This window comes from Bacillus cereus group sp. BcHK124 (genome assembly GCF_027712065.1).
In the GTDB taxonomy this organism is placed as follows: domain Bacteria; phylum Bacillota; class Bacilli; order Bacillales; family Bacillaceae_G; genus Bacillus_A; species Bacillus_A pacificus.
In genome coordinates this window covers 19,097-39,797 of the sequence record NZ_JAQFPJ010000020.1, presented here as the reverse complement: position 1 = coordinate 39,797, position 20,701 = coordinate 19,097, and the positions used below count along the sequence as shown (strand labels likewise).

The following is a 20,701-nucleotide window of genomic DNA, read 5'->3' as shown; positions in this document are numbered from 1 at the left end:
TGACTGCTACATTTTTTAGCTTTCTCAAACGACGAATCATTGTCTTCAAGCCTTTCTTTTATTACAAAGGAATCTCTAATAAAACTCTATACAAAAAAATAGCCTATAAATTTTTATAGGCTACTTTTCATTTCATCATTATTACTTAGCTAATTCTTTCGTACCCTTCATTACATCAACAAAGAATCCCCAGTTATTCACAACAGAAGAAATACTAATATGTTCATCTGGAGTGTGAACATTAAATATATCTGGACCGAATGAAATTGCATCTAATTCAGGCATCTTTTGAACGAATACACTACATTCGATTCCTGCATGTACAGCAAAGATTTCAACATCTTTATTGTATTTTTCTTGATGCACTTTTTCAAACAAATTACGAATTTGTGAATTCGGATTGTATGGCCATTCTGGATACTCTGACTCGATTTCAAATGTTGCACCAACTAAATCGGCGATACATTTAATCTCATCTGCAACATGTTGTTTTAAACTACTTACAGAACTTCTCACTTCGTTACGTAATTTAATTTCATCTTGCAACGTTTCAATAACACCTAAATTTGTTGAACTTTCTACAAGACCTTTAATATCCATGCTCATACTTTGAATGCCGTTTGGGATTAAGAATAATGATGAAATAAGTTGTTTTTGCGTCTCTTTAGCAAATACTTTTTCTACTTTCTCATCCAATTTTGTAAGTGTAACATGAACATCTGGATCAACAGCACGCATTTCTTCTTGTAATACTCGTGTCCATGACTCTAGCTTTTCTTCTACCTTCTCTACATCTTCTTGACGTAATAAAATTGTAGCTACACTTTCACGCGGAATTGCATTTGTTTTTAACCCGCCGTGAACTTCACTTATATCAAATTGAATATTTGCTGATAAATCGCGTAATACTCGTCCTAATACTTTGTTTGCATTACCACGTTGTTTATCAATTTCCATACCAGAGTGTCCGCCTTTTAAACCACCAACATGTAGACGATATGCATCCGTATTCGCTGACGCTTCATCCCAAATTACTGGAATTGTTTCAACAGCTTTCGCACCACCTGCGCTACTTACAAGTAATTTATGATCTTCTTCAGAATCAATATTTATAAAAATCTTTCCTTCAAAATGATTTGAATCAACAGCAAAAGCACCGCCCATTGTTGTTTCTTCTTCAGTAGTAATAACTACTTCAAGTGCTGGATGCGGAATGTCTTTCGAATCTAATAAAGCCATCGCATACGCCACTGCAATACCATTATCAGCGCCTAAAGTTGTTTGATTTGCATATAACATGTCCCCAATGATTCGCAATTCAATTGGATCTTTTTCAAAATCATGTACGGTTGCTTGATTTTTTTCACATACCATATCCATATGACCTTGAATGATAATAGCTGGTACATTTTCATAGCCAGCAGTTGCTTCTTTTTTAATAATGACATTCATTGCTTCATCTTGAATTACTTCTAAATTACGCTCTTTTGCAAAACCAACTAAATAATCACTAATTTCCTTTTCATTACCCGATCCTCTAGGAATCTTTGAAATTTCTGCAAAATGATAAAATACAGGGTGCTTTGTTAATTGTTCTAAAGTAGAATACATTTTTAAGCTCCTCTCAAAATGACAAAATAATATGTAAGTCTTTTATCATTATACCATGATTCGTTATTTTACTTTTCTTTTAACTTTTTAATATATTATTCATTTTATGTACAACACTCTTACAACATTGTAAGGATGTTGTAATCTATATCGATTTTTCTCACTTCATAATAGCCGTATACTGTGTAAAGAACGAAATTGAAGGAGATAAAGAAAATGAAAAAGTTTTTAACAATTATTACACTATGTTTATTATTTTCTAGTTTTACTATTGGCTGTGAGAGAGCATCACTCAATCGAATTGGTAAAGATGTATATTACGTACAGATAAAAGGCGAAGGAACTATCGAAAAAGTAGAAGGTAGAAACTTACGTAACTACACACTGCCTGCTTATGATGAAGACGGAGTAAAAAAACAAATTACATTTAGAAGTACAAAAAAAGAAAACGACCATAAATTAAATGAAGACGCACTTTTACGCCTATTTGTAAATCAAGATGATAATAACAAAAATGAAATATCATCAATTGAAGTAAAATCCTATGAAGAGATTCAGAAAACAGATTTACCTGAAAAAATAAAAGAAAAGTTTACTATGAAATAAAAAACAAAAGAAAATGCACTATGCATTTTCTTTTGTTTTTTTCACTCGTATATATTTTGAACTGCTATTATTCATCAGTTTCTCTAAGCGATTTATATTTTCCGTTAACGCACCTTTCACAAGAGAGAAATCTGTATTTGGTTCTTCTTTTTTTTCTTTAAAAAATGAAGACTTTTGTATATTTACTTCAGCCATCTCTTCTCCCCCTCTTCAAAAAGATACAATCTTCTATTTATATTATATAGCAAATGCAGAAAGAGTGTACACTTATGATTTTCTTTTTAATTCTTCTTCTAGCTCTTCTACTTGCTGTAATGTATCTCCTTTTATTAACGAGAAATCTGTTGTATCTTCATTATCTTTTTTAAAAAAATCATTGTCATAATCTTTTATCACTACAATCACCTCTACGTGCTAGTGTAGGGATGATTGTCCGATTTTATTCAACTTTTTCCGATTTATTCCGAATTTATGTATAAAAGAGTAGGACAGAAAGTTCTGTCCTACTTACTAAAATAACTATGATGTATTGTTAAATTATATACATTTTCAAAATCTCGATCTTGCAGGTTATTTTTCTTACCATCAATAACAATGAAAACATCACTCACTATTTTTGCTGGTATAATTCCGACATTTTCTACTTGCACCGCTTTCTGCTCATTCAATTGCTCAATATGTTCAAACGGAACGATGATACTAAATTGAGAACGGATACCGCGAAAGTTTGTATTTAATTCCTTTGCCGCTTCAAATACAACAATTTTTGCCCCAATCTTTTCACCATACGAATCTAAAAATACGTTTAAGCTTTTTGTATATTCTTCTTCCGTATGCCATTCCATCGTACCGAATACTGCCGGATTGACATTTTGAATAATTGTTGTGTATATTTCTCCTCTTGCTTTAGAAGCAATTAATGACCGTTTTATCGATTGAACAGTCTTGCCGATATCGCTAAATTTTGCTCCCCATATTTCTGAAATATTAGGTGTTAAAATAAATGCAATATCAACGAAAATAACCATTGCAGTGAACATTAAAAGATTTTTCCAGAGGGTTAAATCAATTCCTTTTACCATGAAATACACGGTGACTGATATTATAAACAACCCATACCAAGTCTTTCTAATTCGTTGCTTCTTCTCCTCGTACAACTCTTCGTTTTTCCAATAAAAGAAAACAAGTACTAGAAAAACGATTGCTAAAATAAATAAGCCGATTCGAATGTTAGAGATCACCAATGACATCACCCTCCATTCAAAAACTACTCACGATATCATTACATGCACAAGCAGCTCTCTTTATGACAAAAGACGTGGACAAGCTTCTAAATTTAGCTACATTGCATATACATTAGAAGGTGCCACGTCTTTTACCCCGCTATTTGTGGGCAGTAAGCTCCCCATCTCAACATTCTGCAAAAGCGAAGAAAATAGGTTGGGGATCAACTGCCCATAAAAGCCCGATTGGTTCAACTAATAATCAGTGGGACGAACCCCCCCCCCACTGATTAAAGTTTCACTTTATCCTGAATCTACATTGTATATGTAGACAAGCACGCGTTTCAAATTTTCATGTTAAAAAGAAATATGTTTCGGAATTTCCCCTTCTGGTACTTCTCCGTCCATACTTAAGTAATAATGACGAATTGGTCGTAAATTATCGTCTAATTCATAAACGAGTGGTATACTCGTTGGAATATTTAATGAAACAACACCATCACTTGAAAGGTTATCTAAGTATTTCACTAGCGAACGAATCGTATTACCGTGTGATGAAATAATTACCTTTTCACCACTTTTTAATGATGGCGCGATTTCTGAATGCCAATAAGCAAGTACTCTTTTCTCCGTATCCACTAAACATTCAGTCAATGGAAGCTCACCTTTTTTAAGTGCTTTATATCTTGGATCATTCATTTCATACCTAGGATCATCTTCAGTAAGAGCAGGTGGTCTTACATCAATACTTCTTCTCCAAATATGAACTTGCTCCTCACCATATTTTTTCGCCGTTTCATCTTTATTCAATCCTTGCAATGCACCGTAATGTCTTTCATTTAGTTTCCAACATTTATATACTGGGATCCATGCAAGGTCCATCTCATGAAGTACAATCCATAACGTCCGAATTGCTCGTTTTAATACAGATGTATAAGCAACATCAAAAGTATATCCATTTTTCTTTAATATTGCTCCTGCTTCTCTCGCTTCACTTAATCCATTCTCTGATAAATCTACATCAGTCCAACCAGTAAAACGATTTTCAAGATTCCATAAACTTTGTCCGTGACGAATAAGTACAAGTTTTATCATTATAATTCCCCTCTCGGAAATGTGAATTGTATTGTTCCATTGCGTACACGTGTCAACTACCCCATTGAGACAAAACGTTTCAGTGGGGCTTGAGTTAGAACGCTAGGTCTTTTCGTCTATCACTAGACAGGTTGACGCTCTAGCATTCATGCCACCATACGATAACACCTCAAGTAAGTTTTGGTTGGTACTGGCAACGAACGATTGTTTTCCCACTTGCACCCCCCTTTCAAAAAAGAGCAATTCTTCCTTATGGAAGAAGCCACCACTCAGATGACTCCGGCGTGTGCTACAAGCCCCGACAAATCGAGTACACATGGATGGTTGACACACCCACTAAGCTATGCACGAAGCAACAGCCTTACGTTTTTGCACTTCTAATAGAATCGGCGTTTTCACTTTGAGATTGCCATCCAATTGTACAACTCTTGATTTTTGCAATGTATTCAGCACACCATTAATGTCAGTATGGATACATGTTCCTGCTTTACTTCGGTACAATCTAAATGTAGGAGATTTTTTTATTTCTTACATTTTTAGGCATACGTATTTTAATGGAATGGATAAAATCTGTTCTTTTTCAAACTATAAAACAGATATATTTCTTATCATTTTTGATCGATTACAACTTCTCGCTTCGACATCCAAGCATCAAAACCTGATCGGCTATTTGCCATTTCATTCATAACTTGATGCCAATTTTCTTCACACGATTCACCAAATTTTGAAAAAATAGTACCCATTTGTTGCCTTTGTACATCGCTCAATTTTTTCTCTAATTCGGTACCTTTTTCTGTTAAAGATAACTGTTTCACACGACGGTCATGTGTAGCTTCATTACTCTCAATTAAACCCTTTTCCACAAGTTGTCGTAATGGTCCGTGTAGAGCCTGTTTACTTATTTCTAACAGTGATAATAACTCATTTACGCTTAGACCTGGAAAGCGTGCGATAAAAAATAAAATTCGGTGGTGTACTCGTTGTATGCCATACTCTTTTATAATTTCATCTGGCTTTTCAGTAAATGTTTTATATGCAAAGTAAAATAATGCTAATGCTTCATTCATCTGTTCTTCTTTATGTTGTGTCATCTACTTTCCCCCTGTATGTAAATTATACCACAATCCAGTAATCAATATTTTAATGAACGCATTTGAACTTCTTTCGTCTATTGAAATATTCATTGCACAATTAGGAGATGATTCATTTGAAAACGCAATATACTGTAAGTACATATTTATTAGACAGACTAAGCGAATTAGGAATTGAGCATATTTTTGGTGTCCCTGGTGATTATAATTTGGCTTTTTTAGATGATGTAGTAGCACATGAAAAGTTAGAGTGGGTTGGCAATTGTAATGAATTAAATGCAGCATATGCTGCTGATGGATATGCTCGTATAAAAGGAATCGCTGCTCTTATTACCACTTTCGGTGTTGGAGAATTAAGCGCCATTAACGGTGTTGCTGGCTCATACGCAGAAAATGTACCTGTTATAAAAATCACGGGGACACCACCTACAACAGTAATGGAGAATGGAGCACTCGTTCATCATACGTTAGGTGATGGAAAGTTCGATCACTTTTCCAATATGTATCGAGAAATTACTGTAGCGCAAACAAATTTAACCCCCGAACATGCTGCTGAGGAAATTGATCGTGTGTTACGTGCATGTTGGAGTGAGAAACGCCCTGTTCATATTCAATTACCGATTGATGTGTATAATAAACCAATTAATAAACCTACGGAATCCATTTTACATAAACCATTTGTAAGTAATAAAGATGCGCTGGATAAAATGCTTTTACATGCAACTTCGAAAATAAACAGTGCCAGAAAACCTGTTATTTTAGCTGATTTTGAAGTGGCTCGTTTTCATGCTGAAGAATATTTGCATCAATTCGTAGAAAAAACTGGATTTCCTATCGCGACATTAAGTATGGGGAAAGGAATATTCCCTGAAAAACACCCCCAATTTATAGGAATTTATACTGGTGACGTTAGTCCTTCATACTTACGAAAAAGAATTGATGAATCTGACTGTATTATTAGTATTGGCGTGAAATTAACTGATACTATTACCGGTGGCTTTACACAAGGATTTAAAAAAGAGCAAGTAATAGAAATCCATCCCTATACTGTGAAAATTATGGATAAAAAATATGGACCCGTTGTAATGAAAGATGTTTTAAAACAATTAAATGATTTAATCGAACATCGCAAAGAAGACACACTTGAAATTAAGCCGTTTATTTCAGAATCACTACCTATAACAGAAGAGTTCAATCCAAAAGCACAAATGATTACACAAAAACGATTTTGGCAACAAATATATCATTTCTTACAAGAAAACGATGTTTTAATTGCAGAGCAAGGAACGCCTTTCTTCGGTAGTGCCACTATCCCTTTACCAAATAACACCACTTATGTAGCACAACCATTATGGGGATCAATTGGTTATACATTACCTGCTCTACTTGGTACACAGCTCGCTAATTTATCGCGGCGTAACATTTTAATTGTTGGTGATGGTTCTTTCCAATTAACTGTTCAAGAGTTATCAACTATACTTCGGCAAAATTTAAAACCGATTATATTTTTAATTAATAACAATGGATACACTGTTGAACGTGCAATTCATGGTCAAAATGAAACGTATAATGACATACAAATGTGGGATTACACAAAACTAGCAAACGTATTCGGAACAGAAGAAAAAAGTCTAACATGGAAAGTGGAAAATGAAACAGAGTTAGCAGAAGTTTTAACGAATATAACTGTAAATAACAATCAACTTATCTTTATTGAAGTTGTAATGAGCCAAGGGGATCAGCCTGAATTGTTAGCTAAACTTGGGAAAAGATTCGGCATGCAAAATTCTTAATAAGGCAACGTGTAGCAAAAAATAATAACAGGTTCAGCTGAGAGTTGTAAAATTTGTTTATATACTCAAAATACACAAGAAAAAGGATGGCCATTGCCATCCTTTTTGACATATATTGAACTTTCCCTATTTTGAAGACCATTCTTCAACTAATCCCGGTATAACAAGTAATAATTTTTAATCCATCTTTAACTTTATAGCTTTTGTGGCAATAAAAGTTTTAATATGCTTATCTAATATTCTAGTTCCACCAAAATCATCCTCATAAAAACCACTTATAACTAAACCAGCTTCAATTTGACCTTGAATTTGGTCTTCAAGAGTATGTGCATATTCTATTGTTTGATTGGAATTTACATAATCTTGAACTTCATCCTCTGGTAAATAGTCTAGTGTTGATGAAGGTATAGAATGTTTAACATCAAGTATACCCTTTTGCTCTTGATTGTCATCAAAAATCCATAGTAACGGATTTGTAAATCCTGAAATAAGAATTCCTCTATTCTTTAGTACCCTTGATATCTCATTCCATACAAGGTTAACATCTTTTACAAACAAATTAGAAACGGGATTTACGACAATATCAAAATATTCATCTTCAAAATCACTAAGGTCTGACATATCCCCTTGAACTGTTTTTAAAGTTAACCCGTCCCGTTCTGCTACCTTTTTATCTTGTTCCAACTGCTTCCTTGATATATCAGTAACTGTTACATCTGCTCCAGCAGCAGCTAGAACAGGTGCTTGTTGCCCTCCACCTGACGCTAAGCAAAGTATCTTTAATCCATCTAATGATTTTGGAAACCACTCTCTAGGAACTGATTTTTCTGTGGTAACTGTGATTTCCCATTCACCTGATTTACTTCTTTCAATAACCTCGCGACTTACAGGTTGTGTATATCTAGAACCTTCTTCAACCTTTTTATCCCATGCATTACTGTTTTGTTGAGTTGTATCCATTATAACTATTCCCCCTAGCTATCTTGTTATATTTTAAATGTAAGATCATTTACTATAAAAGCTTTCCTTTTTCTATTAACGTAACCAATAATTAATACATATTTTTCTATATTTATATTAACAGATAAAAAGCAGTAATAAAAACAAAATATTCTAAATAGGAAAAATACAAATTCGTTTAAACAAATAAAAAGGCATTCCAAACCTGTTGACGGTTGGAACACCTTTTTATTTGTTATTTAAATTTTTAACCTCTTAACTACACTCATTAAACAAATCAATTACAATTTATTCCGCAAGCGTTAACTGCCAAGACACACCATACTTATCATTTAACCAACCAAATTTTTTACTAAACGGATAGGCACCTAAAGGCATAAGTACTGCTCCATCCTCCGCTAGTTTATTAAAAGCCGTTTCAATTTCTTCTTCCGTATTACAAGTTACATAAAGAGACATAGCTGGTGTAAATGTAAAATTATGATTTACATAACTATCTATGCACATGAATTCTTGCCCGTGTAACGTAAATGTTGCCTGAATTACAGTACCCTCTTTACCAGGTCCATTTTCATCGTAGCGAGAGATACTTACAATTTCTGATTGATCAAATAGTGATGTGTAAAAATTCATCGCTTCTTCAGCTTTGCCTTCAAACATTAAAAATGTAGTGATTTTTTGATTTGTAGTACTCATACAGAGACAACCCCTTGTTATGTATTTATGCAAAATATACATCGGTCAGCAAAACCGAACGTATTTTCCCGTAAGTGTATTGTCTATAAAAACGATGAGTTTGTCAATTATCTACTTTCTTATTTCTTCTTAAATAATGCTGTCCAAAGAAATGATTCTCCAAACATAGTATTCGGTTGTTCAATTTGCTTCATTTTTCTAATTTCAATCACTTCAAATCCCTTAAATACCTCTCTTAATTTCTCTTCCGAATAAGCCAGACCACCTTGCAGACTCCATCCTCTATATACGTCCCAATCTGTTATTTCTGAGCCATTTCGCTCATCTAAATCGCCTGCCGCAAAACATGTTAATCCGAAATAACCACCTGATTTCAATGAGTTTTTAATTAAATCCACATAATTTATTCTTCTATGTGGTGGAATATGATGTAAACAACCCGAATCGTATACAAAATCAAATTCATTTTGGACCTCTAAATTAAAAATTGAATCACAAATAAATTCAATTTCTATCCCTTTTGCTAAAGCCCGCTCTTTCGCCCATTTAATGCCTTCTATAGATAAATCCACTGCCGTTACATCAAACCCTTCATTTGCTAGATAAATTGCGTTTCTACCCGGACCACATCCAAGTTCTAGTACTTTTCCTTTTGAAACCCAATTTTTATTTATATACGAAACTAGGTTCTCATCTGGAACGTTTTCAAAAAACGGAACATCTTTTTCTCTATTCGCATAAAATTCATTCCAAAATGGTTCTGCTGGTCTTAATAATGAATCAAGCATTTTAATAATATCTTCTTGATTATGCAACGTTTCATTTTTCACTTGTATCCCTCCAAATTTAAATAGTCAGAAAATCATTATACACCTTTTAGAACTTTCAGACAAAAAGAAAAACTCCTACATTCAATAGGAGTTTTTCTTTTTAAAATCCAAGTATAGCTAACCATTTTAACAACTTCTCTTCTCGCGCTTTTAAATCATCGTTCCTAAGCTTACCTAACTGTATTTCACTCACAATTTCTCCGTCCGCCATAAAAAGAACTCTTTCTGTTTTCGCTGCTACCTTTACATCATGAGTCACTAACATAATAGTCGTTCCATCACGGTTAATATTTAATAAAATTTGCATTACCTCTTCTGTTGATTTTAAATTTAGAGCACCCGTTGGCTCATCAGCAAAAATAATATTTGGATTATTAATGAGCGCTCTACAAATAGAAACTCTTTGTAATTGCCCTCCAGATGCTTCGGTTATATAATGAGACGCTATATCACTTATCCCCATTTTCCCCATTAGCGCTAGAGCACGTTTATTTACTATTTTCTTACTCTCACACTTCGCTAAATATGCTGACAAAATGATATTATCAAATAGATTCAAGTTTCTAAGAAGGTTACTCTGCTGAAAAATAAATCCTATTTCAGTAAGGCGCAACTTGGCTAACGCTTCTTCTTTCATACAAGATATTTCTTTACCACCAATTTTCACACTTCCTGATGACATTTGATCCATTCCACTAATATTATATAGTAACGTCGATTTCCCAGAACCAGAAGGCCCCATAACCGATACAAATTCTCCCTCATAAACCTCTAAATCTATATTTTTTAGCACGTGATAATTTGCATTTCCATCTATTGAATATGTTTTGTTTACTTGCTTTGCTTCTACAATTTTTTTCAAGTTTTACACCCCTACTCCCCATTTGGCTTTACATCGTTTGTGTGCTTTATAGTAAAACTACTGAAAAGTGTTGTTGCAGTCACACATATAAATAATATCGCTGGGCATATTATATAAGAAACGATAGGATTTACGACAAACTTTATATGAGCTGCTCCCATAAATGAGCCTAACCGACTTACTAACATTTCACCAAACGTAGCAGCTATACATGTCCCTATCACAATGCCTAATAATACAATGACGATAGAACGTGTTATATACTGTATACGAATATCTTTACTAGAAAAACCGATATTTTTCATAATTAAAATTTGCGAAGAATCTTTTGCTAATAACATTTTAAAAAGCATTGCAGTAATTAAAACTGATATCAATATCGCAATCAAAATAGCCACTTGAGTCACGAGTCTTAATTGTTTAATTGTCTCTCCTAAAGTTTGCGTTAAATAATCATCCGTATCTGTTATTTTTGCAGAACTAAAATTTTGTTTATACTCCTTCACTTTTTCTTGCAAATCAACATTAGACTTTAAATCTACATTTACTACATACCATAATATGTTTTCGTTATTATAAGAAAAGTTCGCTTTAGCTGTTTTCCCGCCATTTGTTACATCTTGATACATACCACTAATCGTAAGTGTTTTCTCTTTCCCATCAACAAATAAAACGATAGAATCCCCTACATTCTTTTTTAATTCATTTGTGTTCATATAAGAAAGAGCAATTTCATTTTCATTTTTTGGTGCCCTACCTTGCATATAGTCTAATGGAAATGTAGTGAAGTCTCCCACTTCTACATGTAAGTTTTCATGTGTACCATCAGCGCTTACCATTTTAAATGTACTCGTTACAAATGTTGCATATTTTTCTACTTCATCATCATTTCGTAAATATGATATAACGTCCTTAAATCGTTTCTCTATATTTTCAGTTTGCTGTAAATCTATTCGAATATCACTTTTTCCTGTTCCCATATAATTAACAAACTTCGGTGACTGAATCGTATACAAAAAGTTAACAGGTACAACAATCATAAACACAGCTATTATTAATACGATACTTAATACGCGATATAACTTAAATCTTTTTATAACATCTTGTATACCAATAAATATATTTACATTTTTAAATTTAGATCGATTGAGTGAAAAAGAGTTTCTAATCTTTCTTTTCCCTATTTTATCTCTTGATTGTAAAGCATCTATTGCTGTAATTCCCCTAAATTTCCGTAAAATGATACGACAGAACAAGATAACGACTAAAAATAACAGTGTTGTAATTATGAATGGCACAACATTGTGTAAAATACTTTTATCTGCTGCCCCCATATAAAGAGTGATATTCGAAGTGAATATCTTTGTAACAAATAGGGAAAGTATATATCCACATATACACCCACCAGCTGAAATAACAACATATTTTGTTACATATAGTTTTTGAATATCTTTACTTGTAATGCCAATAGCTTTCATAACACCAATTTCCCGATAATCTTCTTCCATCGAAGTAGTAATCGTAAATCTAATACATAACATTGCAATTAACATTAATAATGCACTTATTATGATAAGTACCGCAGCTATTATTCCATCTGTTAATGAATTGAGTGTTTTAAATAGTGAATACGTAATAGAGGGACCTTTTTGGGGTAAGTTCGATGACTCGTATAGATTTTCAAATTCATTTATTTTATTTACATCAGTTAGCTGGAATTCAATAAGATATTCGCTTTCTCCAAAATTCCTTTTTATTCTTTTGAAATCTTCATTGCTTATTACGAATCGTTTTGAACTAACAATTGATGGATTCATTTGAACATCACGAACAAATGCTGAAATAGTAAATTCTAGTTCATTCTTATTTTTATCAACCCATATTTTATCTCCAATACGCAAATTATATTTTTGCATATAATAAATGGGTACACCTATTTCCCCTTTCCTAACATCAACCACTTCATTATTTAAATTTAATAAAAAATCAAACTTACTATTTTGTTTAACGAAGCTTATGTCCATTACACTATTATGTTCCGCTTCATTTTTCTTCTTTATAAAAATGTTAGATCCGTTTATTTGGACCATCTCAGCCGTTTGTTGTTTTTTTACAAACGGAGTTTTTTCTACAAAGGAATCAATTGATTTTTGATTTACTTCTCCGGCATGCATTTGTACGAAATGCGGTGCGTTTGATACTTTAACCAATTGCTCCATTGAGTTCAATAGATTTATAACGTTACTTGAAGCACTAGCCATTAAAAGACTTGATAACATGATAAACATAAATAAAATGGTAATTATCATTTTATTTTGAGAGAAATCTCTTTTTAACATTCTCCTAATCATATTAAGCTAGTTCCCTTCATTCGATAGTATTTTCTTCGTCACAACCGCTATTAATAACATTATGAAACTAATAACTAATATAGGTAAATAAATTTTCATACTGAATTCTTCAAACATAAAACCATAAACGACTTGCCCAATCGGTGCCATACATTGGGATACCGCTGTTATAATTGCCATTACTTTTCCTAAGTTTTCATTTGGTGTTTTCTTTTGAACTACAGTAATCACATAGATGGATACAATTGTCATGATCATTGCAATTAGAATAGAAGAAAGTATAAAGAGGATAAATGGTGGATAGTATCCTAAATTAAGAATAAATGGTGTAACTGATAGTGCCATTGGTATTACTAATAAAGCTATTAAAATCATCCAATAATACAATGTTTTCATCTGTAGCTTTTTCGCAAAAAAACCTATTGATAATGCACCTATTATAGTAGCAAAATCGATCAATCCCATTCCAATTCCATATAACGTGTGGCTACTTTCCATTGTGACTCGTATAATAATTGGAGCACCAACAACAAATAGCGGCGTCAGTATTAAATTTAGTAATGCGGCTAAAAGCATAGATTTCAAAATAAATGGCTGTTTTAAAACGTATATAAACCCTTCTTTCATATCCTTTACAATTGTCGGTATGATATGACTTTCTTGCACTCTCTTTATAAAAGGTATTGTAATAAACATTTCTAAAATCGCAGATAAAAAGAAAGCAAGACAGCTTATTATGACGAGCATTTTCAAACCAATTATGCCGTATAATATTCCTCCTAATACAGGAGCAACTATATTAGATAACGCTTGCACACCATTTACGATACCGTTCGCTTGTTCTAACTTTTTCTCTGGAACTAATTGCGGAATACTGGCCATTACTACCGGTGCGTACATTGCACTAATGATCGCTAGTAAAAACATAATTGTTCCAATCGATAAAATAGATACAGATCCAGTAAATAACAAAACTATAAAACTTAATACAATCGCAGCGTTTATAAAATCAAATATAACCATTACATTACGGCGATTGAAACGATCTGCTATCGCACCGCCAAGAGGAGCTAGCAAAAACGGAATACTCGTTACCGCATATAATCCTGCGAATATATCAGCACGCCCTGTTATATCTAGCACATATAATGACAGAGCAAAACGTAAAAGTGTTGAACCTAAAATAGTAATAATTTGTCCACTCACCATTAAATAAAAATCTTTCATCGAAGGTTTTATACTAATAGACATTATAATCACACCCTTCCCTTAATTTAGACCGACTGTCGGTCTATAATAAACAAACAAAAAAGCATTATTTCTGCTTCATTAAAACCTCTATCATATAATCAAAGAATCCTTCTTTCGCTCCAACAGATACTTCCATCATTTTAATATAAGCTTTCGCTCTTCTCATCATTTCTTCCGGTTTCCATTGGAATAACCCATCATCAAATATGACTTGCGCGGAGGATAGTAATAGTTCAATCGTTTCTTGTGGGTATGGTGTAGAAAATACACCTTCATCGATTCCTTGTTCTAAAATCTCTGCTAAAACAGGAGATAAATGAATAATGGATTGCACTATACTTTTTTGATGCATTTCCGCATTATTTGGTTGATGAAATTGCTCAATCATTTTATCTTTTACATCCCCTGATTTTGGCGATTGCTCCATTAAAACTCGAAATAACTTTTCTAACACTGGGATATTGGGATTAGAGACAATTACTTTCGCTTTAGCAACATCTTCTTTAATGATCCTCATAATGATTTCATCCATTACTTCTTCTTTCGACTTAAAATAGTGATAAAACGTCCCCTTTGCTATCCCTATCTCTTTTAAAATGTCATTTACTGTTGTTTTCGTATAACCTTTCGTAACAAACAAGCGTTCAGCCGTTTCTAAAATTTCTTTTCTACGCTCCTCATACTCCTTTACTATTCGCATTCAAGTTCTCCTTCCCGTCAGACCGACTGTCGGTCTATTTCAATTATATGTTTAGTTAGTAAAAAGTTTCCTGTTATTGTACATATACACCATCTTACTTTCTATTTCCTTTATGAATTTTAAATTTATTAATACGGTAAATGAAATTTCAAAGATTATTTCTATGCAATCACTCTTGTGCTTATATCGACTTCGTTGCATAAAAGCAAAAAATAGCCGCAACGCTTTGCGACTATTTTTGAATACTAACTATTTAACGGCCACGTCTTTGCTGACCTTGTTTTGCACTACTTTTCTTATTACTTGGCTTATTAAATGATCGGTTACTATCATTTCTCGAACTATTTCTTGAATCGTTTCTTCGGCCACCTTTAGAACCACTTCTTGAACCTTCACGGCTATCTCTTTGACGATATTGATCTGATTTTTTTGGAGCCGGCTTTGGTACCGGTTTTCCATTTTCATCAACATGTTTTATCTTCGGTTGTTCGATTATTTCTCTTTGCAGTGGTGCACCAAGCGTTTTTTCAATTTCTTCTAAATGTTTTTCATCTTTCGCTGCAACGAACGTAATTGCAAGACCTGATCCACCTGCACGTCCTGTTCGGCCAATGCGGTGAATATAGCTTTCTACATCTTCAGGGATATCATAGTTAAATACGTGTGTTACACCATCTACATCAAGTCCACGAGCTGCTACATCCGTTGCGATTAAGTACTGAATTTTAGCTTCGCGGAAACTCTTCATAACTCTTTCACGTTTCGCTTGAGGTATATCACCATGAAGTTCAGCACAATTATACCCTAGTCCTTTTAAATTATCATACAGCTTACTTGCTCTAACCTTTGTACGACAGAAAATAACAGCTAAAAATGGCTGATCACGGTCCATAACAAAACGAAGTGCATCTGGTTTTGCACGGTCTGTCGTCTCAATGACACGCTGCTCAATTGTATTTACCGTTACTTCTTCACTTTCTACTTGAATCATTTGCGGTTCATCCATATAACGCTTCGCCAATTTTTTAATATCTTTTGGCATCGTTGCTGAGAATAACATCGTTTGTTTACTACCAGGTGTCTCATCTAAAATATCTTCAATATCGTATAAGAAACCGAAATAAAGCATTTGATCCGCTTCATCTAGTACAATCGTTGAAAGATTACTTAAATCAATTGTTTCACGACGTATATGATCTAATAAGCGTCCTGGTGTCGCAACAACAATATGTGTATTGCCTTTTAATTTTCTCAATTGTTGTGCTACATCTTGCCCGCCATAAATCGCTAGTACATTAATATCTTCTCTTTGAACAAGCATTTTTTTAATTTCAGTTGTAATTTGCAGTGCTAGTTCCCTTGTTGGTGCAACAATTAAAGCCTGAACATCACTACACTCTGGATCGATTTTTTCTAAAATCGGTAACACGAATGCTAACGTTTTACCCGTTCCTGTTTTTGCTTGCCCAATAATATCTTTACCTGACATAATAACAGGAATTGCCTTCTCTTGAATTGGTGTTGCTTCTGTAATTCCATTTTCACGTAATGTATGATTAAAAGTTTCACTAATTCCTAATTCTAAAAAATTTTTCAAATAGACCACTTCTTTTCCTTATTTTTCACATTAGCTTTCATTGTACCATTTGTTGCGCCAAATATGAAAAATAAAAAAATTCTTATCTTCTTTTTTTATATTCATCGTGTACTAGTTGGACAAATTCTTTTTGTTTTTTCTCAGATTTTATTAATGCTTCCATGTTAGTAGAAGACAAAATGAACTTCTTAATTTTTCTATTACTCCAAATTAATTTTGTATACTTTGTATCTTCGTGTAGCTTTCGAAACCACTCAAATTCGCTTAATTTAGCAATATGATGTTTTAATTTCATGTCATTTCGAGGATAAAATAAAATTATATCCATTATTATATCAAGCAATAAACTCATCTTCTCCCCTCCTATACATATATATTTCAAATTTACGGAAACATAGTTAAAGGGTGATGAAATTGACCACTACATTCATAAAGATATTTTGTATATTTTTCTTACTATATTTTCAATCGACCACAATTATTATGGCAAAATCTCAAACAAATGTGATAAGTGAATTTAAACAAGCTTTACTCAAAAATGATATAAAATTAATGCAGTCATATGTAACAGACGGGGTTGAACTACCTACTTTCCAAACAAATAAACAAATTCATGAAATTAAAATCGTACCATCTCCAAAAGAGGATACTACAATTTTTATTTCTTATTTCAAAGACACTAATGATGAATTTACTATCGGTTGCGTTTTAGAAATAGTAACAAAAAATAATAAAATATCTCGAATTAATCAAATTTATGATGGTACCAATCCACTTATGAAAGAAGCTACTATCGTAAAAGAATATGAAATGAAGTATAGGGAACATATACTTACTCCTACAAAATTCCCGTTCGAAATTCACGAATTCCAAGGTTACATCTATAACGATTACTTAAACCTCCAATACTACAATGAAGATATTAATGGGATTTTTAAAATCACTGTTTCACCAGTAAAAAACAAATTAGGCCTATATGTACATAGGGGAGCTAAGTTCTACAGTTTAAAAAATAATATAAAAGCATTATATAATCCTCATTTTGATTTAGCATATGAGCTTATCTTTCAGAAGAATGGTTTTCAATATACAATTGCAATTGGTAACAAACTATACATAAAAAGAAAATACAATGTTACTGATTTGATAAGCATTGCTGAATCTATGAATTAAAAAACCGATCTTTTCGATATGGGAAAGATCGGTTTTTTATTATTTTATATAACGAGTTTTCCTCCATGATAACAATAATACATTGCTGCTTTAAGGTTTTTAATCCTATTTAAGGATTCTTCTGCTTTTTCTATATCTAAACAAAAATTCGGATTAGCTATTACTAACTCACGATTCTCTTGAACGGCCGCATCACCTGTAATTACACAATTTAAGTTTGGAAAATATAATGAAATATGCCCTGAAGTATGTCCTGGCGTTGCTATTATTTTACATTGATCATTCAAAATCATTTGACCATCATGTACTTTTTCATCGACAGAAATATGTCTTATATTTTTTATTTGTTGTATAAACCACTCACCAAATTCTTTCTCTTCATTTGGCATACGTTGTAACATGTCTTCAGCTTGAACTAATCTCTCTGATTTTATATCACCATTAATGTAGTTAGATTCAATTTCACTAGCAATAATATTAATGTGAGGATATTTCACTTTGAAATCATATAAAGATCCTATATGATCGTCATCATAATGAGTAATAATTATATATTTTAAGTTTTTCATCTCATACCCCTGTTTTAATATTGCATTTTCAATTAATGGTAAAAAATTTATATAACCTGTATCTACTAAAGTTAATTCATTGTTTATCACAATTAAACTCGGATATATACATTGTTTTGCTCCATTAAATTCAAATTCAATTGGTAGCTCTATTATCTTCATTTTTCTTCCCCCCATACCCGTTATTAAATGTTTAATAATATATAAATCATCCACATACATTTTACTGTACATACTTATGTAACGAAACACTGTAAGTCGTTACATAACCAACATTCTATTATTTTGAACAGGTAATTCCTTATTTTTATGGAAATATACAATAAGAAAACCAATACAATTGATTATTTCCTCACTTCTTTGTCTATCCTTTTAAAAAATCTATTTTTTGTAAAAGGAGTGTTTATATGGAGAAACAAACACTTTGGAAAAAATTCAAGAAAAGCTCAGCAGATCTCGGTAAATCTAGCGTATATGAAAGTATTATTTTATACTACACAATGAGAAAAAAAGAGCTACCTACTAAAGCGAAATTTATCATATTAGCCGCTTTATCCTATTACGTGCTAACAATCGACTTCATTCCAGATATAGCTGCTATTATTGGGATTGGCTTATTAGATGATGTTTTAGCAATCGCTATAGCGCATAAATTTGTAATGCGCCATGCTGACAGTGAAATTCGTGAAAAGAGTAGAATAAAAATGGAATCATTATTTGCTTCAGCACAAGCTTAATTAAGCTATCTAGTCATTTACCTAGCTTTTGTAGTTTTAACTAAAGCCAATCTTTAATTACGGTAAACTCTATACACCCCACTGAATATTATCCTGCTCAATTGCGCTTTTACAGGGTAAACCCTTTCAGAAACAACAGAAATTCTCTTAACTCTCTAGTCTTAGACAATTAGGGTGCCCAGCACTTACTCTTAAGTTCCGACACCCTATTATTTGTTTTTATGCAGTTACATGCGTACCCCTATACAATACTGCTATTGCCACTACTATAAGGATCACCCCCATAAAAGCAGGAGCTGCATGACCAAGTGATACATAGATTTGTCCGCCAATAATTGGACCAATCATTCTTGCTAAAGCTTGAATAGATTGGCTACCACCTTGTATCCTTCCTTGTTCACTAGAACTGACAGACTTTGAGAGCATCCCATTGAATGAAGGCCCGAAAATTGAATCACCAAAACCAAACAGTAACATCCCAACGATTAGAAGTGGATATAAGGAAAACAAAGCAGATGCTGCAATAAAACTGTAGCCAATAATCTCCGAAACCATCCCAAGTATCGCTATTTGTTTATCACTAAGCTTGATTAAAAGTTTTGGCATTATAAAAGCTTGTGAAATGATGTCTTGAAAACCCATAATTGAAAACATAAGTCCGATTAATACAGGCTGCCAACTAAAAGTATCCATCGTAAATTGAGTGAAAATTGCTTGTAAAGATCCGTTAGGTATCCATAGTAAAAACGCTGAGACAAGTAACCATTTTAAGTTTTTCATGGAAAGTATGTTTGCTAGCTGCGCAAAAGGATTCAACCTTACAAAAGTAATTTCTTTTAATCTATTATTTTTGTCAAGACTCTCAGGCATATATTTCATCCCATATAAAACATTTAATAAAGTTATGAGCGCCCCAAAATATAAAGGTACAGAATGACCAAACTTTGCAAGTAAGCCCCCAAGAGTTGGACCAATGATAGTTCCCGCACCTACAACTGCACTCACCCATCCAAAGTATTTCGTTCTCTGTTCTGGAGGAATGATGTCTGCAAAATATGCAAAGATAGTGCTTATGCTACCGCCTGTTATACCTTCTATTATGCGTCCAGCAAATAGTACCCATAAAGCTCCCCCTATCCCGAAAACTAAGTATCCCATTACAGAGCCAAATAAACATATTAAAAGTAATGGACGACGACCATATTTATCGCTCAAAGCTCCGAGTACAGGAGCAGCCAAAAATACGCAGGCTGCATAAACTGAGGTTAGTAGTGTAACAACTAACGCTTGTTCTTCCGGATTACTTGTATATGGCTGCACTAAGAATGGGACTACAGGCATGATGATACTGAAACCTATACCACAAAGAAATACAGAAATAAGGCCGAATATTAAAGCATGTTTATCAATGTTTTTTTCAGTTTCGCTTTCATTTTGTGATTTTAAAATAGACATTTAACTTCTCCTCCTTAAATTTCGTTGCTTTGTCAACAAAACAATAACTCTATTTTGTTGAATCGTCAACAAAAATACATTAATAAAAAAGCAGCCTATTC

The 20,701-nt window shown here is 33.0% G+C and carries 21 protein-coding genes and 1 pseudogene; 4 read left to right on the top strand and 18 right to left on the bottom strand.

Going from position 1 to position 20,701, the window contains the following annotated elements; genetic code table 11:
- Positions 1–141 precede the first annotated feature (141 nt).
- Positions 142–1,611, bottom strand: a complete 1,470-nt coding sequence (pepD, locus tag PDK19_RS22090) for a beta-Ala-His dipeptidase (protein ID WP_016717520.1) — start codon at positions 1,609–1,611, stop codon at positions 142–144.
- A gap of 216 nt (positions 1,612–1,827) precedes the next feature.
- Here pepD and PDK19_RS22085 point away from each other — a divergent pair, with 216 nt between their 5' ends.
- Positions 1,828–2,217, top strand: a complete 390-nt coding sequence (locus tag PDK19_RS22085) for a YxeA family protein (protein ID WP_000714179.1) — start codon at positions 1,828–1,830, stop codon at positions 2,215–2,217.
- Positions 2,218–2,235: 18 nt separating this feature from the next.
- On the opposite strand, the gene spoIISB is transcribed toward PDK19_RS22085, so the two are convergent.
- The 6 genes and pseudogenes from spoIISB to PDK19_RS22055 all read right to left on the bottom strand — a co-directional run bounded on the left by spoIISB (position 2,236) and on the right by PDK19_RS22055 (position 5,626).
- Positions 2,236–2,412 (bottom strand): stage II sporulation protein SB, encoded by a 177-nt coding sequence (gene spoIISB / locus PDK19_RS22080; RefSeq protein WP_000852590.1) that lies wholly within the window; start codon positions 2,410–2,412, stop codon positions 2,236–2,238.
- Positions 2,413–2,484: 72 nt separating this feature from the next.
- Complete coding sequence (locus PDK19_RS22075; protein WP_000588714.1) at positions 2,485–2,613, bottom strand: hypothetical protein; 129 nt, start codon at positions 2,611–2,613, stop codon at positions 2,485–2,487.
- 107 nt (positions 2,614–2,720) lie between these two features.
- Positions 2,721–3,458, bottom strand: a complete 738-nt coding sequence (locus tag PDK19_RS22070) for a type II toxin-antitoxin system SpoIISA family toxin (protein WP_014893739.1) — start codon at positions 3,456–3,458, stop codon at positions 2,721–2,723.
- A 339-nt stretch (positions 3,459–3,797) separates the two neighbouring features.
- Positions 3,798–4,535 carry a 2,3-diphosphoglycerate-dependent phosphoglycerate mutase gene (gene gpmA, locus PDK19_RS22065; RefSeq protein WP_270708053.1) on the bottom strand — a complete coding sequence of 246 codons (738 nt, stop codon included), beginning with the start codon at positions 4,533–4,535 and terminating at the stop codon, positions 3,798–3,800.
- Positions 4,536–4,871: 336 nt separating this feature from the next.
- Positions 4,872–5,054: pseudogene (locus PDK19_RS22060) on the bottom strand (RNA-guided endonuclease TnpB family protein); the annotation flags it as partial.
- 89 nt (positions 5,055–5,143) lie between these two features.
- Complete coding sequence (locus PDK19_RS22055) at positions 5,144–5,626, bottom strand: MarR family winged helix-turn-helix transcriptional regulator (protein WP_016717517.1); 483 nt, start codon at positions 5,624–5,626, stop codon at positions 5,144–5,146.
- Positions 5,627–5,733: 107 nt separating this feature from the next.
- Here PDK19_RS22055 and PDK19_RS22050 point away from each other — a divergent pair, with 107 nt between their 5' ends.
- Positions 5,734–7,419 carry an alpha-keto acid decarboxylase family protein gene (locus PDK19_RS22050; RefSeq protein WP_041184528.1) on the top strand — a complete coding sequence of 562 codons (1,686 nt, stop codon included), beginning with the start codon at positions 5,734–5,736 and terminating at the stop codon, positions 7,417–7,419.
- Between the two features lie 177 nt (positions 7,420–7,596).
- Here the strand turns inward: PDK19_RS22050 and PDK19_RS22045 are convergent, their stop codons facing one another.
- From PDK19_RS22045 to PDK19_RS22005, 9 genes are all read right to left on the bottom strand, one after another.
- Complete coding sequence (locus PDK19_RS22045) at positions 7,597–8,379, bottom strand: class I SAM-dependent methyltransferase (protein WP_000381776.1); 783 nt, start codon at positions 8,377–8,379, stop codon at positions 7,597–7,599.
- A gap of 288 nt (positions 8,380–8,667) precedes the next feature.
- Entirely contained in the window at positions 8,668–9,075 is a 408-nt protein-coding gene (locus PDK19_RS22040; RefSeq protein ID WP_014893741.1) for a VOC family protein, read from the bottom strand.
- 119 nt (positions 9,076–9,194) lie between these two features.
- A complete protein-coding gene (locus PDK19_RS22035; RefSeq protein WP_014893742.1) occupies positions 9,195–9,905 on the bottom strand; it encodes a class I SAM-dependent methyltransferase in 711 nt (236 codons plus the stop codon).
- Positions 9,906–10,005: 100 nt separating this feature from the next.
- Positions 10,006–10,767 carry an ABC transporter ATP-binding protein gene (locus PDK19_RS22030; protein WP_270708050.1) on the bottom strand — a complete coding sequence of 254 codons (762 nt, stop codon included), beginning with the start codon at positions 10,765–10,767 and terminating at the stop codon, positions 10,006–10,008.
- 11 nt (positions 10,768–10,778) lie between these two features.
- Complete coding sequence (locus PDK19_RS22025) at positions 10,779–13,118, bottom strand: ABC transporter permease (protein ID WP_014893743.1); 2,340 nt, start codon at positions 13,116–13,118, stop codon at positions 10,779–10,781.
- A 6-nt stretch (positions 13,119–13,124) separates the two neighbouring features.
- Positions 13,125–14,372 (bottom strand): MFS transporter, encoded by a 1,248-nt coding sequence (locus tag PDK19_RS22020; RefSeq protein WP_116733357.1) that lies wholly within the window; start codon positions 14,370–14,372, stop codon positions 13,125–13,127.
- A gap of 61 nt (positions 14,373–14,433) precedes the next feature.
- Positions 14,434–15,069, bottom strand: a complete 636-nt coding sequence (locus tag PDK19_RS22015) for a TetR/AcrR family transcriptional regulator (RefSeq protein ID WP_270708048.1) — start codon at positions 15,067–15,069, stop codon at positions 14,434–14,436.
- A 253-nt stretch (positions 15,070–15,322) separates the two neighbouring features.
- Positions 15,323–16,675 (bottom strand): DEAD/DEAH box helicase, encoded by a 1,353-nt coding sequence (locus tag PDK19_RS22010; RefSeq protein WP_049112651.1) that lies wholly within the window; start codon positions 16,673–16,675, stop codon positions 15,323–15,325.
- A gap of 73 nt (positions 16,676–16,748) precedes the next feature.
- Positions 16,749–17,018 (bottom strand): hypothetical protein, encoded by a 270-nt coding sequence (locus PDK19_RS22005; RefSeq protein WP_014893745.1) that lies wholly within the window; start codon positions 17,016–17,018, stop codon positions 16,749–16,751.
- 56 nt (positions 17,019–17,074) lie between these two features.
- Here PDK19_RS22005 and PDK19_RS22000 point away from each other — a divergent pair, with 56 nt between their 5' ends.
- On the top strand, positions 17,075–17,839 hold the full coding sequence (locus PDK19_RS22000) for a hypothetical protein (protein ID WP_074615231.1): 765 nt from the start codon (positions 17,075–17,077) through the stop codon (positions 17,837–17,839).
- Between the two features lie 44 nt (positions 17,840–17,883).
- On the opposite strand, the gene PDK19_RS21995 is transcribed toward PDK19_RS22000, so the two are convergent.
- Positions 17,884–18,570, bottom strand: coding sequence for an MBL fold metallo-hydrolase (locus PDK19_RS21995; RefSeq protein WP_049112653.1), 687 nt, complete (start codon positions 18,568–18,570; stop codon positions 17,884–17,886).
- Between the two features lie 245 nt (positions 18,571–18,815).
- On the opposite strand from PDK19_RS21995, the gene PDK19_RS21990 reads away from it, so the two are divergent.
- The gene (locus tag PDK19_RS21990; RefSeq protein ID WP_049112655.1) at positions 18,816–19,145 is read left to right on the top strand and encodes a YkvA family protein; all 330 of its coding nucleotides are present in this window, start codon (positions 18,816–18,818) and stop codon (positions 19,143–19,145) included.
- Between the two features lie 219 nt (positions 19,146–19,364).
- On the opposite strand, the gene PDK19_RS21985 is transcribed toward PDK19_RS21990, so the two are convergent.
- Positions 19,365–20,600, bottom strand: coding sequence for an MFS transporter (locus PDK19_RS21985; protein ID WP_049112658.1), 1,236 nt, complete (start codon positions 20,598–20,600; stop codon positions 19,365–19,367).
- Positions 20,601–20,701: the final 101 nt, after the last annotated feature.